Origin of the sequence: Marinobacter zhejiangensis, from assembly GCF_900114775.1 — a bacterium.
Classification (GTDB): Bacteria; Pseudomonadota; Gammaproteobacteria; order Pseudomonadales; family Oleiphilaceae; genus Marinobacter; species Marinobacter zhejiangensis.
Genome location: NZ_FOUE01000002.1, coordinates 17235 through 31533, shown reverse-complemented (window position 1 = coordinate 31533; position 14299 = coordinate 17235). Strand labels below are relative to the sequence as shown.

The window sequence follows — 14299 nt, the reverse complement described above, 5'->3', positions numbered from 1 at the left end:
GGTGGAACTCAACGGGGGGCCATGCGCAAGGCACAGTCGAGGCGGATCACCTCACCGTTGAGAATCGGGTTACGAACCATCTGCTCAACCAGCATGCCAAACTCTTCCGGCTTACCCAGTCGTTTCGGGAACGGCAGGGTTGCGGCCAGACTGTCCTGCACTTCCTGGGGCATGCCCGCCATCATCGGGGTCATGAACAGACCCGGCGCGATGGTATTCACCCGGATGCCTTCACGCGCCAACTCCCGTGCGGATTGCAGGGTCATAGCCACCACACCGCCCTTGGAGGCGCTGTAGGCAACCTGGCCGATCTGCCCTTCGTAGGCCGCCACCGAAGCGGTATTCACAATCACGCCCCGTTCACCATCGGCATTCGGCTCACGCTGTGCCATATCGGCTGCGGCCAGCCTCAGGATGTTAAAGGTCCCTATCAGGTTGACCTGAATCACCTTGTCAAAGTTCGCCAGCGGCATCGGACCTTCCTTGCCCAGGATCTTGGCCGCAGGGGCGATACCCGCGCAGTTAACCGCAACACCGCAGGGACCGTGGGCCTCTCGCGCCGCCGCAACAGCAGCTTCGGCACTGTCAGCGGAAGAGACATCACAACGGACAAAAATGCCGCCAACTTCCCGGGCCACCTGCTCACCACGCTCTTCCTGCAAGTCCAGGATAGCCACTTTGCAGCCAGCCGCCGCCAGCGCCCGAACCGCACCTTCACCCAGGCCGGAAGCCCCACCGGTCACAATCGCCGGAACACCTTGAAAGTCCATGATCACCTCTTTTGCAATGCGACAGTGCCTTCAGCAACAGCCAAAGGCACATAGATTTATGACATGGATAGAGTGTGTCGCATGTTATGGCAGGGGGGCCATGACATATTTGGGCGGGAAAATTGTTAAAAGTTGGGGGTAAGCATCCATAACCGGACCGCCTCACCCATGGAAAACTCTCCAAATCTCTCCCTCACATAGAGTATGTACCGCTACGATTGCCTACGGAGAAAAGGGCACACAACTACTGTCTCATTACCTAAAAACCTCTAAAGCTCCATGGCACTAGCTTGCCTGCCAGCAGCGATCACTGCTTCGGGGGGCCTACGCTCGCGGGGAAGACTGGATGGCGCGAACCTGGCTGCCTGGCGAAACGGAAACACCCCCACGCTCGTGGGGAAGACGCCTCCCGAAGTTCCCGCTGAAGCCTCAGCGAAGAAACACCCCCACGCTCGTGGGGAAGACCAAAGACGGCGGACAGGTTGACGCTATCCGGCAGAAACACCCCCACGCTCGTGGGGAAGACATCGAGGGAAAACAACAATAAGACGGGTAACCGGAAACACCCCTACGCTCGTGGGGAAGACCCCGTCAACCGTCAACAGTAAGGCACTTGCCGAGAAACACCCCCACGCTCGTGGGGAAGACATGAACCCGGCGTGGCTTCCGTTCTGGTAGTACGAAACACCCCCACGCTCGTGGGGAAGACTGACGAACCGTGTCCACACCTGACCAAAGGATGGAAACACCCCCACGCTCGTGGGGAAGACGTCCTGATAGCTTCATGCCAGCGCGTACCCCTGGAAACACCCCCACGCTCGTGGGGAAGACGTTCCCAGAACTTCATGGTTCAGGAACTGCGCAGAAACACCCCCACGCTCGTGGGGAAGACGACTCAAACCATCAGGATGTCGCTATGACTCTAGAAACACCCCCACGCTCGTGGGGAAGACAACCCTGAAACCTCACCACCGCCCCTTGAGCCGGAAACACCCCCACGCTCGTGGGGAAGACTGGATGGCCACAAAGCGCGGGGGCTTCACCACGGAAACACCCCCACGCTCGTGGGGAAGACGTCATCGACGAGTTGTTATAGATCGAATCGGAGGAAACACCCCCACGCTCGTGGGGAAGACCACTCATGGCCGCGCCCCAGTTCCCGCCGCAAAGAAACACCCCCACGCTCGTGGGGAAGACCAGGAAACGCCTACATCCCAACGCACCATAAAGGAAACACCCCCACGCTCGTGGGGAAGACGATCGCCTGCGGGCATTGCAGGAGGTCAAAGTAGAAACACCCCCACGCTCGTGGGGAAGACCAGTGTAATGGGAAGCGGAAGACCTCCAAAGTAGAAACACCCCCACGCTCGTGGGGAAGACGGCTGGCGTCATGGCTAACGACTTTGCGCAAGAGAAACACCCCCACGCTCGTGGGGAAGACTTCATGGTTAGCTCCAAATATCAAATAACAGCGGAAACACCCCCACGCTCGTGGGGAAGACGCGCTTATCTTGCTGGAGTATAACTTCCTTATAGAAACACCCCCACGCTCGTGGGGAAGACTTGGCCCGCACCGGTCGCCAGCGGGGCCGGGACGGAAACACCCCCACGCTCGTGGGGAAGACTGCAGCATCATTCCTTTTCGGTCTTTGATCTCAGAAACACCCCCACGCTCGTGGGGAAGACCACTGGTGCCAACCTGATCCAGGGCGGCAGGCAGAAACACCCCCACGCTCGTGGGGAAGACCTCAAGGAACGGCTGGACGAACTGATCCAGGAGGAAACACCCCCACGCTCGTGGGGAAGACATAACCCAACATAAACTCCATTCAGCGTATCTAGAAACACCCCCACGCTCGTGGGGAAGACCTGTAGCCGGATCAAGCACAAAGAACTTCTGGGGAAACACCCCCACGCTCGTGGGGAAGACCCAGTGAAACCAACAGGCGCTTCCAGGAAATCAGAAACACCCCCACGCTCGTGGGGAAGACCCAGCACTGTCGAGCTTATCCAGCCAGCCAGCAGAAACACCCCCACGCTCGTGGGGAAGACTCGGCATGTCGTGCCAGAGTCTGAGCCAGTCCAGAAACACCCCCACGCTCGTGGGGAAGACTCATCACGTGTGACCCTGGTGACATGCTGATCGGAAACACCCCCACGCTCGTGGGGAAGACTTGCCGGATACAGCGTCAAATATAGAGCCGCCAGAAACACCCCCACGCTCGTGGGGAAGACCGCTATCTGGCTATTTGTTTATCGCTCTAGCTAGAAACACCCCCACGCTCGTGGGGAAGACGACGACCATCGTAGGCACCCCGCAGACCACCGAGAAACACCCCCACGCTCGTGGGGAAGACACCCGGAAAACCTGGCTCAGTGGATGAGTGTCGGAAACACCCCCACGCTCGTGGGGAAGACACCAACAAATTGTTAATGAGCTTTACTGAAAACACAACATCTTCGGTTTATTGGGGTTTTAGGGTTTCAATAACCAGCTGGAGTCCACTGATTTCAGTAAGAGTTTTGCGGGTTGGGCCGATTGTGTGCACTTCATAGCCCGGAGGGCCTGGCAGGGAGCGGAACATGACAATACCCGACTCGGGGGGGCAATGTTTGTAAAGGTAATCAATCACTGTTTTTGCTACGGAATCTTTGACACCTGAGACAAAGACATTCGCCCTGGGCTCCACAAACCAGAGCTTCATTCGTCCCCGCACCGCCGGTGGCAAATCATTTGCGACGACCACGAGCACGGCCCACCCCCAACACTTCGGCTATATCCTCCGCCAGTTTGGCCAACAGATCCATTTCGATCACCCGTTCACGAAATGCTTCGGAGACCTTATGCTTGTTGTAACGTCCGGCCATGTCACGGGTCAGTGAAAAAGCCAGATCAATACACAATCGTTCCTTGTACAGATCAGCCAGGTCGTAAATGAAAGGCAAGGGACTACCCGAATGGATAAACCCGATATGGGGCGAATACCCCATACTATGTACCGCTGAACACAAAATGCCATACAGCGCCGCGTTGCTTGCGGTCAGTACCTGGTTGGTAATGTCGCTGGTTTCAAATTTTCCGGGCACAAATTTTCGCCCCTTCCAGCCAACCTGATACTCCTCAGCTTTTCCCTGATACAGCGCTCGAACACGATGGCCTTCCATCCCCATCATTTCTTTCAGGTTTTTACCGGCCAGATCCGCATCGGGGAAACGTCTAGCAAACATCCGCCTTGCAACTTCCAGCGATTTTTCTGGATCAGCCGCCAGCTCAATTTGCTGTTTCAGGTTTCTTGTATCCGCCGTCGGCAAAAACCCCGCTGCATAAAAAAGCAGGCTGTCCTCGCCCACCCAGCACACTGAACAGTTGGCCGCTGTCGCTGTTTTCACTGCATCGTGAGTAATGCTGGTCCCCGGCCCCAACAATAAGGCATTCAACGTTGCCACGGGCAAAGGCACAACATTGTTTGTAGAATCAATCCATTTAATACTGCTGTCGTCAATCTCCAACCGACCCCGCTCCAGATAAAGGAAAGGGTACTTGTCCTTTACCTGAGGCAGAGAATCCCGGGTGATTTTGACAAACAAACGCTGGCCGCCAGCCATATTCAGGACACCGGCAAAACGGTGACGCGACGATCCCGGTAGAGCTTGTGTTCGCCAAATTGTATCGGTACGTCGTTGAGGGTGAGAACCTCTCCCTCATGTTCCCCTTGCAGCACCTGGAAGACTGGACTCCGGTTTTTGGATTCGGCCAATTGTCTGGCCTTATTCATCGCTTGCTCCGCTCCTTGATAAACTCCCTGAGCAATGAACTCGGTAGGAACACAATTTTTACGCCCCAAATAGAGATCCCAGATAGGGCTCTGCAACGCTCTTTGCAGTTCGTCCAATTCATCTTTCGGGCCTTGCATCGCAACCGCAAAGGCCATGTCTTGCAGGTAGTAGCGGTAAGTCATCTTTGTACCGCCCCCTACCGCTTTCTTGCCTTCACGGGTTTTTGGAATCATTAGGGTCTGCCAAGGATCTCTATCACCATAGCCACTACCAACCATGTGAAAGTCCCGCATCAAGGGCTGGCGCGGCAAAGGTCTTCCCTTCCAGTCCGCAGGCACATAGGCCAGCACCTGCATATCGCGGTTTGCCCACTGCCCCAGTCTTTCAGTCTGCTTCCCGCCCGCTCCCAAGGCACAACACAGCAAACCAAATACACCAGACTTGGTGGGAAAGTCGAGGCTATCCCGGCGACCAAACTTTGAGTCATGCCCCCATGACTGGAGAGGTGCCTCCAGCCAGAGCAGCAAATATGGATCGCTCATTGCTGACCTCACTGGATATGACTTTGGAGGGATTCTACCAAGGCATCTATGTTGAAATTTTCGTCCTCGCCCCAGTCATAGGATGCCTGCTTGCCAAACAGAGATCCTGTCAGCTTCTCTTTCTTGTCGAGATACTCTTTTAAGGTATTGATGCTGGGCTGAAGGTAACCACCATCAAGGGCTTTAACGGGTGACTCGAACGGAACTTGAAGACGCTGCCCCTTGCGAACCATAACGCGAGCAAACTCCCAGGGGCTCGCTCCGGACTGTGTCGTTTGACGGGCGTTCGGTACGGCGACAAAAAGCGCTTTGGTAAAGGCATCCACCGCCTTCTTCAAATCCACTTCCCCCATGGTCTGAGCCAACTGACCGAGATCCAGGCTGATATAGCGGTAATAAGTCGCTGAGTTGAACTCCAAACTGCCCATGTGAGCGGAACCTGGCTCTTCTTGGCGATCATCCAATGCCGTAAAGAACTCGACTTCGTTGCTGACTTTATGAGTCGAAATGGCATGAGAAAATGAGGCGGCAGCCTCTACATTCATTTCAGCGGCCTTAGCCACCATACGTCCAAACAGAGCGATATCCAGGGCATCCTCTGCAGGATTCAATGCCTTCTTGGCAATCTTCGCTAGTTCCTTATCTTTGATCTTGCTCTCGTCAAATTCCTTCTCTACAGCATAAGCAGCAAAAGCAGCGGCCTCGGTTTCGCTGACAAACAGCAGCGTATCGTCGGTTAGCTGAGACGCAATTTTGGCACCGCAGGCATCAGCTTGTTCTTTGCTGGCTCCAGCTTCCAAGCAAGCGTTGATAAAAATCTCTTCCGCTTTTTTGGTGCGAATACCTAACTTAATGCCAAACTCCTGCATGGCCAGCCGCACTTGCCGCTTCCAACACTGCGAGCTGACCCGAGCACGCGGAACCCCACCGACAATTGCGGACTTCGGCGCCCCCACATCATCCCTGTTCAGACATGTCACAGGAAAAGATTGCAGGATGTGGTATTCGATACGGGTATTGGTATAGGTGTTTGTCATTTCACTTATCCTTGTACGAAGCAAATGGGAGTTAACCAAAAGGGTTTTCGATAACGGGAACTATCTGCAGCAGGCCACAACCGTATGCGCGGGCGCGGCCAATGCCCTGGGTGAAACTGGTAAAAAACTGCTCTCTATCAGTGATACGCAGAAGGCCCTGAACATGAGCTTGCCCAATGGTGACCTGGCGCTGCTCCTTATCCTTAAAACGCAACACACCAATGCCCTCCACTTGCAAGTGCCGAGGATCGACTTCAAATCCCCAACTCGCGGTAGCTCGCTCAGTGAACCAGTGCGCCACTTCTTGCCGACCACGCACGGCCACGAGCTTGCGACTGGCACTGTCACGACGGGTTGGATTTACAACCACCTTGAAGCGGTATTGGTCATGCTCAAGGAAATTCTCCGGAATAAGCCTGCTCTGCACCTCACCGTGATCGCCATCCACGGTGACCTTCGGCTCACGGTTAGCCAGCATCAGAACCTTCCGTCCCCGAATATCACCACCTTGGTCTGCATAAAGAATGCCACTGCCTGTACTGGCCATTTTCTGCTGTTCATCACGCACATCTTCATAGAGGCTGTACACCACCCGGTGCAGGGAGTAGGCATCAGTGATGCGCAATGCCTTGGCCGAGCGGCGGTCGAGATGCAAAACGCTGGCAATCATAGTCATGCGGCACCTCCCTCATTCTCAGCCTGAACAGGCTGCCCATAGAACTCTTGCGCCCACTGGGTTTTCGTTCTCAGCCCGGATTCAAAAGTGAAGAATCGAAGCTGACGCAAAAGACGTACATAATCGAGAGGCGGGCCCACTTTACTATCAATCAGCGTTAGCACAGGCCGCAGGATGCGGCACACCTCTGCCAGGTCATTACAAGCTAGCAAGCGACGTAACTTCGCCTTAGCCTGGCCGCTTTCCTTTCCATCCTCATAACAAGCCGCAACCGCCCGCCCTAGGGCTAACGTCCCATTCCCCTCTGACTTGGATTTAGCGATGGCCGCTGCAACTGTTACGAAAGGCAGGCGTTCATAATCTTTTTCAAGATCCACGCCAAACCAGCCCAGCAATTCCCAGCTCTGGTACTCCATCGACGGGTTGTCTGCTCGACGAAGCCGGGCAGCCATGCCCTTGTCGTTCTGACAGCGTTCAACCACTGCCTCCACAAAACGTTGCTCTCGACTTTGAATCGCACCTGATGGTGCAGACGGTTGGTTATCCTGCATAACCTCAGGCCTCCTGTTTCAGATATTTGCTGTTTTTGGGGCGGCACTTTGCCCAAGCATCGAGTTGGCGGGCAGTTTCATGGGGGCAAAAGTTGTCGTAGGACTGATGGACATAACTAGCAAAACGCTGGTGCAGCTTTTTACGTTCTTCCTCAGACTCCTCATTCTGTTCACAAGAATCGACAAGTCGCTGAAAGTCCCTTTCGCATAGCTGCCAAAAGAGTTGTGTAGCTTGAGGGGCTATTTTGGTTCCATCTACCATTTGCTCCTTGAAGAATCCCAGAACTCGCCCATAAAGGCTTTTGGCAAGCCCATCGAGGGCACCCATTTCCTGCTTGAGCTGGCTGAACCAGCTCTGACCCAGCATATCGCTGTGCAGCCAAACTTGAGACTCCACAAAGTCATCACTCCCAGAGGCGTATTGCTCCCCGGCATTACTGCTGACTCTCAAGCCTCCCGACCAGACCGCAAATTCTCCCGTCACCTCACGCGCCCGATCCAAGCCATGCCTCAGCTGCCAGCTCTGGAAACCCTGAGTTTCTGATTGATCAAAGAAGCCAAGTAGCGCCGTCAACTCCCGCCACGGCCGTTTCTCAGGGTCAACCCAGAGTGCCTTGGGTTCCTTACCTGAGTTATTAACTGCCATACTCGGGTCAACAACGCCGTCTTTATATCCAGGATGTGCAATCCCCTCCGAATAATGCAGCCCCTCTTCTGCTAGCAGACAAAACCGGCAAATTGGTAACAACCGCCCCATCAAAGAGCCTCTTAGCTTCCTTGCCTTTACGCAGTCCTCCCCTTCGGGCATATCCTCCCAAGGCGCCAGGCCAATACCTTCTGGATAGATATTCATCTGCTCAATTTGTTTCAATGTCAGTAGGTTAAGCCAAATGCTTTCCTGAATACTTTCGCCTGACAAAAAGGTATGTAAAAGCCCCAAATGGGCTACGGACGGCCCAGCCTTTCCTGTAGAAGGCTTGCCTTTATCATTTTTCTTACCTGCGTAGCCTGAGGTTAAAACCACGCTGTTATCTGTTTTCTTACCTGACAGCGCGAACCCCATGAGCGTCAAAAGCAGCAGCGCCTTGGCACCGTCATCCAGCTCCCGTTGTACCTGTATCTGGCTCAACACCGTGGTATTACCAGTCGAAACCTCTGGTAACACCGCTCCGTAAGGTTGAATCTTCGCTGTGCAAATCGCGGGCATCTGCAAAAAAGGTTTATCTCCATACAGATAAAACCGACCGTGCCATTTATCCAGATACGCCAAGCTGCGCTCCGCCACCCCCAGCGTTCCCAACCCTTGCCACTCTGCTTCGCCCTCGGGAGTAGCCGCCGCTTGGGCAATCGCCAGTAGCAGCTTCAACAAGGCAATTTTCTGCACCGGATTGCCACCCAAGCTTCGATATTCCGAATTACTAAATATCTGCCGCAGGCTGACGCGGCCATGATCAGCCACAGGAATCCAAGGCTCATCAATAAGGTTAAAACGGTTATCCATAGTTAAATTCCCTGGTTCTTGATGACCCGATACCCCAGGTCATCGCGGTATTCCAGTAGGTGGTTATCATGTATCGCTTGCCCCTCAATACCACGAAGAGCATCCGTGCCTTCTACCAACGCCACCCTCAGTACACTTTCATCTTCAGGCCAGTCAGGGCGACCCAGGAAAAAACAGTGGTGCAAACCAAAGCGCTTGAGCACATCCACCGAGGCAGTGTTCGGCTTATCCCCCGGCGGCACATTGACAATCTGGCGCATCAGGTTCGCCGTAAGCTTTTTCCATTCCGCTTTTCCAAGCTTGTACCGCTGCAAGGGCAACTCGATTTGAGTCCCATCCAGTAATGCCAGGGAAGCGAACTCTGCATTGCGAGAAATGCTTTTCAGCAACAGCACCTCATAGCTTTCGGATTCGCTGTAGCGAGTCTGCGCCTGGCTTTCAGGCAAGGTATTCCCCCCCTCTGCCAATCCAATTCTGGCCAGTTGCTGCAATGCTATACGCCCCTTGTTATGACGGTTGCCATGATCAAGCTCATACAGCCACCGATTCATACTTCCCTGTTCTTCTCGGCTCACATAAGTTCGTTCAATCAGCTGGCGAATATCGTCGGGAAGGCTAACCCTATCCAGGCCTTGCCAAACCTCCAAACTCCGGCAAAGCACGTATGGGCTATAAACAAAGGCAGAGGCGCCGAACGACTTTTGTGGTGCGTCGATGGCGTCATCTGGTGAAGGAGCCAATAGCCAGACTTCCGGAACAGCCGTTTGGCAACGCGGTGTGTTTTCATGCCGCCATACACGCCCCATACGTTGCAACAGCATGTCGGTGGGGGCAAAGCTGGAAACCATGAAGTCCGCATCAATATCCAGTGATTGCTCCAGAACCTGAGTCCCAACCAGAATTCGGCCCTGCTTGTCACGATCCGACCAGCCCGCTTTGCCATACAGGTTGACCCAGTGATCTTCAATTCGCTGACGGTCATCTACCGTAAACCGTGAATGCAGTAGTCCACAGGCCACGCCCAGCTCGGCGGCACGAGCCGCCAGGTCTAAATAGCGCTGCTGTGCTTCCTTTACGGTGTTTTCTATCCACAACACCTGCTGTCCCAGCTCCGCTCTCAACAACACTTGATCAACAGCCGCGGCGTCATCGGAGAGCACTGAAACCTGTAACTGCCGGCTCTCACCGGCAGGAACGCTCACCTCATTGACTTGAGATTGGTGCCTGGTCGGGCATGCGGTGATCAGCGGGTAATCCATGGCTTTTGTTGGCCGATCAAGCAGCATCTCACGGCGCTCCTGGTTTAACGTGGCACTGAGGATAATGACCGTACACTGCAGTTCGCGGAGCAACGCAACCAGCGCATCCAGCAGGGTGCTGGTGTAGGCATCGTAGGTATGCACTTCGTCGAGGATCACAACCTTGCCCGCGAGCCCAAATGCTCTGACAAAGCCATGTTTTACGTTCATCGCGGCCATCAGAGCCTGGTCGATTGTGCCTACGGCAAAAGGCGCCAGCAGACCACGCTTGCTCTGGTTAAACCAAGCTCCACCAGGGCGCCCCTCCTCCCCCATTTCGGTCTCCAACAACCAGGCATTGGCGTGCAGCAACAGCGAGCGATGCCCACAATCATCCGCCAGCACCCTTTCCAGAAAGCACTGAAAACGCTCAAATATTTTGTTGGAGGTCAACTGCGTTGGTAGCGCAAAATAGATACCGCTGGCCTGCCCACTATCCAACATCCTGTATGCCGCATATAGTGCAGCTTCGGTTTTCCCCAGCCCCATGGGCGCTTCTAGAACATAAACACCAGGGGAAGACACCTGTTCAATGAGGATTGATTGGGCCTGCCGGGGAGGAAACCCAAATACCTCCTCAAAACTCAAGCCATGCTTGTACGAAAGCGGCACAAATCCGGCGTCATCCAATGCCTCTGCGATTTTTGCTTCCCAGGATAATTCGGGGTTTTCAAAATGGCGCCCGGAACCAATCCAGTCGGCCACCGACGTCAAACCAGCCAGCAAACGGGCCTGGGCAACCGACTCTATCTGGGGCCAGGACTCCCCTAACTGATGCTGTAACGCCTGAGCAAGGCTCAACCTCTCATTCAGCCAAGCAGTACCGCCAAAGATCTCATCATCAGCACGTTTCCCAGCGAGGTTTGGAGAGAAGCCATGATGTTGGCCAAGAATCTCTGGTACATACTCAGGGGCGTCTAGTTTCTTGGCTGTAAGTTGACTGACACCTGCATGGCCTCCCCAACCCCTTTCCAGGTCAGGGTTAGCACCCGGAACCTGTTCCAAAGAGCAGGCCCGCATAATTTTGTTATAAAAAGTCGGGCTTACCTTTCCTATGTCGTGGCAAGCTGCTGCCAAGCATGCCCCTTCCGGGAAAAGGGCTGCGGCAGGTGAGCGCTTAACAATCTCTCTCGCTACCTCACCAACAATCCGGCAGTGGCTTTCGACCGATCGCCCACGCACAACACCAGTAGACGTTTCATAGGTTTTTGCGGGACATTTCTGGTACGGCACAACGGCGTTAGCCATTGGCTCGTTGTCTCGCCTAAAGCGCCTCATTGCAGCCCAACCTCCACTCGTATTCACGCCTATTCATTACCCTTACCTTCATCAGTAACACTACAGACCTCACTGCCCCAATCCGTGCATCACATAAAAATTAATCGTAAATCTCCACCATCTTCCTAACCCGTTCTGCCACCTCACCCCTTAATGTTTCCGGCCCAATCACCTCCACCTCCGGCCCATAGCGCAGGATGTCCATAACTAGCTCCCTGGGGTCCGAGTACGGCACATGCAGGTGGAATCCGTCTTCGTGCCATTCGCCTTTTTGATCGCGATGCCATTGCTCTTCAGCGACCCACTGGGCGGCATGCTGGGTAAAGCGAAAGTGGGCTGTGGCTTGGGGTTGCCCCCCGAAGATTCCGAAGCTGGACGACGTGTAGGCATCCAGTTCCTCGGCCGCCTGGTGAGCTGCCGGGGCGTCGAGCACCTGGGGGCGGGTTATACGGTCGAGGGAAAACAGGCGGAGGTCGTTGGCGCTTTCGCACTGAGCCAGTAGAAACCAGTTGGAGCGGTAGTGCAGTAACCGTTGCGGATGAACGGTTCGGAAACTGTGGGTGGCGCGGCTTCTGGGGGCGTAGTCAAACTGGAGTTGTTTCCCGGCCAGTGTGGCCTCGGCCACGGGATCAAAAACCTGCTGGACCGCCATGCGAGCCTGAATGGGTTGCACCTGGATACGTTCGCCAATGCGCTCAGCCCCATGGCCTGACTCCCCCAAGAGACTACGAATACGCTCTTTCAGGGGCGCCAAGCGCTGGGCCATCAGCCCCGGCTGAACATCCTCCAGTAACTGCTCACAAGCCAGCAGCGCATAAAGTTCACCCGAACTCATCCAAAAACCGGGCAACTCGAACAATGGCGCCGCGGGGTTATAACGGTGGCCATTGTTTTCACGGCAATACTCCAGGGGCGCTCCCAGACTATCCCGCAAATACTCAAAATCCCGGGTGATGGTGTTACGGCTGGCCTCCAATTCCTCCATGAACCGTTTCATTGAAACCGGGTGGCGTGCCCCGCGCAGTAATTCGTGGATGCGATAGATACGGTCAAAACGGCTCACAACACAGCTCCCTCTGCATTTTGTCATCCGAATATTAGCTGGCCCTCATGGAATCGCCCACATTTGTTAGTTTTTACAACCAGTTACTTTGCGACGGGGCAGACTACCAACGCCCCTGTAAGGTCGCCACAATCCGCCGGCCATCGGCATGGTCGCGGTGCTCGCACAGGTAGATACCCTGCCAGGTGCCCAGGGCTAGGTGGCCATTGGTGATCGGGATCGACAGCGACGGCCCGATGACCACGCTCTTGATGTGCGCTGGCATATCGTCCGGCCCTTCCAAGACGTGTTGGTAGTGGGGGGCATTCTCCGGGATCATCACGTTGAAGTGGCGCTCCAGGTCGCCGCGCACGTCCGGGTCGGCGTTTTCGTTGATGGCCAGTGACGCCGACGTATGCTGGAGAAACAGGTGCAGCAGGCCCACCTGGCAGTTGGTCAGATCGGGGCCCTGAGCCACGACATCGTTGGTGATCAGATGAAAACCCCTGGACAGGGCTGGCAGCTCGATGGTGGACTGATCCCAGATCATGGCATTGCTCCCTTTGGGTAATAGATATAATCCATGCGGACATTAATCATTCATGGGCTATCTTGTAATTATTCAGGCGGTTAGAAAACCTTTTCCTGCACAAAAATCGCCACCTTCAACCAACTGCCTTGGTAAATAAGACTGACAGGATCATGCCGATACAACAAAGTGCCTTACTGGAACTCAACCGCGCAAATACACTGGCCGAAAAACTGACGCACCTGCACAGGGTCACCGAGGAACGCTACCCGTTTATCACCCGAATCAGCATGGCCCTCTACGATGACGCCTCCGACCTGGTGCGCACGTTTATCTACAGTGGCGCCAGCACACCGCTGAACCACTATCAGGCCAAACTCGCCCACTGCCATTCCCTCAAGCAGCTGGCCGACCAACAAACGTTCAGGCTGGAACAGGATCTCTCGGTTTTTTGCGCCAGCCGCCACCTCCATGCCCGCAAGATCTACGAGGCCGGCTACCGGGGCAGCTATACCTTGCCACTGGTGTTCAATGACGAGCTGATCGGGTTCATTTTCTTCAATGCAGACCGTGAAAATGCCTTCACTGAGGAGTGCCTGAGCTACCTTAACCTGGTGGGCGAACTGGTCGGCTTGCTGATGTTCAATTCGCTCAACACGGTTCGGACGCTGATGTCGACCATAAAGTCGGCGGTGGATCTGACCTACTCCCGAGACCCGGAAACCGGTGGACACCTGCAGCGCATGTCCCGCTACAGCCGGACCATTGCCCGGGCACTGGCATCGGAACGGGAGCGGGATGACCAATTTTCGGAGTACGTCTACCTGTTTGCCCCGCTGCATGACATCGGCAAGATCACCATACCCGACCACATCCTGCTGAAGCCTGGCCCCCTCACGTCGGAAGAGTTCGAAGTCATGAAATCACATGCAGAGAACGGTCGCCTCCTGGCCAGCAAGCTGATGAGCAACTACGGCTTGGCCGATGTCCCTTACCTGCAGGTTCTGCTGAACATTATCGGCGGCCATCACGAGGCCTGGGATGGTAGCGGTTATCCGCAGGGGCTGAAGGGGGAGGATATTCCGCTGGAGGCTCGCATCGTCAGTGTTGCCGATGTCTACGACGCCTTGACGAGCCGCCGCCCGTACAAGGAACCCTGGACCCTCGGGGACTCGCTGGCTGAACTGCAGCGAATGGCCGGGCAGAAACTGGACCCGACCTGCGTAAAAGCTCTAAACGACAACCTTGCTGATATTCTGGAGATCCAGAACTGTTTCGCCGACCCTGAAGAGGACTAG

General features: G+C 55.1%; 12 protein-coding genes and 1 CRISPR repeat array. Of the genes, 1 reads left to right on the top strand and 11 read right to left on the bottom strand.

From position 1 onward, the window contains the following. Positions 1–8 precede the first annotated feature (8 nt). From BMZ67_RS05640 to BMZ67_RS05590, 11 genes are all read right to left on the bottom strand, one after another. Positions 9–770, bottom strand: a complete 762-nt coding sequence (locus BMZ67_RS05640; protein WP_092020984.1) for an SDR family NAD(P)-dependent oxidoreductase — start codon at positions 768–770, stop codon at positions 9–11. 376 nt (positions 771–1146) lie between these two features. Continuing rightward, positions 1147–3188: a CRISPR direct-repeat array (repeat unit 28 nt; unit sequence GAAACACCCCCACGCTCGTGGGGAAGAC). 47 nt (positions 3189–3235) lie between these two features. After that, positions 3236–3475, bottom strand: coding sequence for a type I-E CRISPR-associated endoribonuclease Cas2e (cas2e, locus tag BMZ67_RS18815; protein WP_425434233.1), 240 nt, complete (start codon positions 3473–3475; stop codon positions 3236–3238). A gap of 25 nt (positions 3476–3500) precedes the next feature. After that, entirely contained in the window at positions 3501–4376 is an 876-nt protein-coding gene (gene cas1e, locus BMZ67_RS05630) for a type I-E CRISPR-associated endonuclease Cas1e (protein WP_092020982.1), read from the bottom strand. A gap of 2 nt (positions 4377–4378) precedes the next feature. Further along, positions 4379–5089, bottom strand: coding sequence for a type I-E CRISPR-associated protein Cas5/CasD (gene cas5e / locus BMZ67_RS05625; protein WP_092020981.1), 711 nt, complete (start codon positions 5087–5089; stop codon positions 4379–4381). Between the two features lie 8 nt (positions 5090–5097). After that, on the bottom strand, positions 5098–6126 hold the full coding sequence (gene cas7e, locus BMZ67_RS05620; protein WP_092020980.1) for a type I-E CRISPR-associated protein Cas7/Cse4/CasC: 1029 nt from the start codon (positions 6124–6126) through the stop codon (positions 5098–5100). Between the two features lie 31 nt (positions 6127–6157). Next, the gene (cas6e, locus tag BMZ67_RS05615; RefSeq protein WP_092020979.1) at positions 6158–6802 is read right to left on the bottom strand and encodes a type I-E CRISPR-associated protein Cas6/Cse3/CasE; all 645 of its coding nucleotides are present in this window, start codon (positions 6800–6802) and stop codon (positions 6158–6160) included. Continuing rightward, on the bottom strand, positions 6799–7353 hold the full coding sequence (gene casB, locus BMZ67_RS05610) for a type I-E CRISPR-associated protein Cse2/CasB (protein WP_092020978.1): 555 nt from the start codon (positions 7351–7353) through the stop codon (positions 6799–6801). Before casB ends, cas6e begins: the two co-directional genes overlap by 4 nt. Positions 7354–7357: 4 nt before the next feature. Then, positions 7358–8854 (bottom strand): type I-E CRISPR-associated protein Cse1/CasA, encoded by a 1497-nt coding sequence (casA, locus tag BMZ67_RS05605; RefSeq protein ID WP_092020977.1) that lies wholly within the window; start codon positions 8852–8854, stop codon positions 7358–7360. A 2-nt stretch (positions 8855–8856) separates the two neighbouring features. After that, positions 8857–11400 carry a CRISPR-associated helicase Cas3' gene (gene cas3 / locus BMZ67_RS05600; RefSeq protein ID WP_217642461.1) on the bottom strand — a complete coding sequence of 848 codons (2544 nt, stop codon included), beginning with the start codon at positions 11398–11400 and terminating at the stop codon, positions 8857–8859. 130 nt (positions 11401–11530) lie between these two features. Then, positions 11531–12493, bottom strand: coding sequence for a helix-turn-helix transcriptional regulator (locus BMZ67_RS05595; RefSeq protein ID WP_092020975.1), 963 nt, complete (start codon positions 12491–12493; stop codon positions 11531–11533). A gap of 103 nt (positions 12494–12596) precedes the next feature. Beyond that, a complete protein-coding gene (locus BMZ67_RS05590) occupies positions 12597–13022 on the bottom strand; it encodes a secondary thiamine-phosphate synthase enzyme YjbQ (RefSeq protein WP_092020974.1) in 426 nt (141 codons plus the stop codon). 152 nt (positions 13023–13174) lie between these two features. Here BMZ67_RS05590 and BMZ67_RS05585 point away from each other — a divergent pair, with 152 nt between their 5' ends. Then, positions 13175–14299 (top strand): HD domain-containing phosphohydrolase, encoded by a 1125-nt coding sequence (locus BMZ67_RS05585; protein WP_092020973.1) that lies wholly within the window; start codon positions 13175–13177, stop codon positions 14297–14299.